General features: G+C 72.6%; 3 protein-coding genes. 2 read left to right on the top strand and 1 reads right to left on the bottom strand.

Going from position 1 to position 2,131, the window contains the following annotated elements; all coding sequences use genetic code 11:
- Positions 1 to 656: GOLPH3/VPS74 family protein (locus SSOG_RS09055; RefSeq protein ID WP_063631546.1), on the top strand; the 656-nt coding region annotated here is incomplete at its 5' end.
- A gap of 57 nt (positions 657 to 713) precedes the next feature.
- Here SSOG_RS09055 and ssgD read toward each other — a convergent pair.
- Positions 714 to 1,130, bottom strand: a complete 417-nt coding sequence (gene ssgD / locus SSOG_RS09050; protein ID WP_009713912.1) for a spore wall synthesis regulator SsgD — start codon at positions 1,128 to 1,130, stop codon at positions 714 to 716.
- A gap of 247 nt (positions 1,131 to 1,377) precedes the next feature.
- Here ssgD and SSOG_RS09045 point away from each other — a divergent pair.
- Positions 1,378 to 2,131: RNA polymerase sigma factor (locus SSOG_RS09045; protein WP_009713911.1), on the top strand; the 754-nt coding region annotated here is incomplete at its 3' end.

The raw sequence follows: 2,131 nt of genomic DNA, 5'->3' as shown, positions 1-2,131 counted from the left end.
CCCTCTACCTGCTCGCCTTCGACCCGGGCACCGGCAAGCCCGTCACACATCCGGGCTATCTCGTCCAGGCCGGGGCGCTCACCGAACTCGCGCAGCGCGAGCTGCTCGTCGACGCGGAGGGCTGTCCGAAGCCGCTGCCGGACGCGCGGACCGGGGACCCGGCGCTGGACGGGCTGATGGAGTTGATCGAGGAGTCCCGGCCGCGCACCTGGGGGACCTGGGTGGGGCATCACTCGCAGCTGACGGAGAAGGCGGTACGGCACCAGCTGCGGGCCGCCGGGTATGTGCGCGCGACCTCACGGCGGGTGCTCGGCCTGTTCCCGGTCAAGGAGTACGGGCTGGAACGGACGCAGCTGGTCGCGGAGATGCGGGAGGAGGCGGTGCGGGTCCTGTACGGGGCACAGCCCGTGGCCGAGGTGTCCGAGCGGGACGCCGCGCTGATCGCGCTCGCCGCCGCGGGCGGGCTGACGACCGTCGTCACGCACAAGGACCTCAAGGCGCATCGGAAGCGGATCGCGGAGCTGGAGGCGCGCAGCGGCGCGCCGGGGGCCGCGCTGGAGGGCGTGGTCGACCATGTGCGGGCGGGACTCGCCGCCGCGGTCGCCACGGCGCTGTCGGCGGCGACCACCGCCGCGGCCACGACGACCACCAACTGACGCGGTTGCCGGGCGAACGGATTTCTCTCGGTTTCTCTCGGTTTCTCAGGGTTTCTCTCAGGAGCAGTCTCTGAGCAGCGACGCCAGCCCGTCGTCCAGGTCCAGCTCCCCGCCCTCGGCCCCCTCCGGCACCACCGCGTACGAGCGGCCCAGGAACCGCCGCAGATCCCCGGTGTCGAACTGCACCATCGCCATGCCCTCGGGCGCGTGGAACTCCAGCACGGTGCGCTGCGTTCCGCACGGCCACATCTGGACGTCCCCGCTGCCCGCGGGTCCGCGCAGTCCGGCCGCGAGCAGTTCGCGCCCGAAGGTCCACTCCACGGCGGAACCGTCGAGGGACGCGGTGGGCGGGAAGGAGACGCGGACGGCGAACGGGTCGTCGCGCTCGTAGCGCAGGCATGCCGGGATGGCACGTGCTTCCGGGGTCGACGCGATGAGGTGGGCCTGGACTGCTTGGTCGATGACAGTGGTCACAACGCCTGCTCCCTTGCGATTGCGATCGGTGCGGGTCCTCGCCGTCTCTACGTCCATAAGACGTACGGGCTCACTGGCCAGTGCACCCGCGCGGGGCGTGACGTGCGTCACGACCGGTTTTTCGGGGGGACATACGGCATTTAGGCTTGCCAAATCCATGCTCGGTCTCGGGTGCCGTGCGGAGCTGTTACAAAACTTCCGCCGCACTCCGCTCTCCCGAGGCACCCACCCCAGGGGTTGTTCCACCATGACCGAACGTCCCGCGGCGCCGGATGCGGCCGCGTACACCCGGCTCTACGAATCCGAATATCCACGACTTGTCGGGTACGCCCGCACCCTGACCGGCAACCCCTGGATGGCGGGTGACCTCGTCGCCGAGGCGCACTTCCGCGTCTGGCGGAGGCTGCGCGCGGGGGAGTCCATCGACACCGACGCCATACCGGGCGAACTGACGGGCGTCATCCGCGGGCTCGCCGTGGCCTCGGTGAACTGGGGTCCGCCGCAGCAGTCCTCGCTGCTCGAACCGCTGATACGCGTCCTCGGCGAGCTGCCGCAGCGCTGGGTCACCGCGCTCTGGCTCGCCGAGGCGGAGGATCTGTCGCCGGAGGAGGCGGCCCGTCGTACGCGGACGACCGCCGAGGCCGCGGCCGCGCTGGTGGAGCGGGCCCGGGAGAGCCTGCGCCACGAGTTCCTGCGCGCGCAGCCGGGCACCCCGGCGAGCGCGGCGTGCGGTGGCCACTGGGACATGCTGCCCGGCCATGTGCAGGGTACGGACGGCCCGCACCAGGCCGAGCAGCTCGCGGTGCACATCGACGGCTGCCGGGACTGCCGGTTGCGGATGGAGCGGCTGGTGGCGGCCGACGGCCGACTGGCCGCGCTGACCGGTGCGGCGCTGCTGGCGCTGTACGACCGGGGCACCGCGCCGTACTTGCGGCCGCTGGTCGCCGCGGGTGGCTGGGCCGCGGCGGGCGCCGCGGCAGCGGGCGCCGGGACCGCTGGGG

This window comes from Streptomyces himastatinicus ATCC 53653, assembly GCF_000158915.1.
Classification (GTDB): Bacteria; Actinomycetota; Actinomycetes; order Streptomycetales; family Streptomycetaceae; genus Streptomyces; species Streptomyces himastatinicus.
This window is presented reverse-complemented; position numbering and strand designations above follow the sequence as displayed.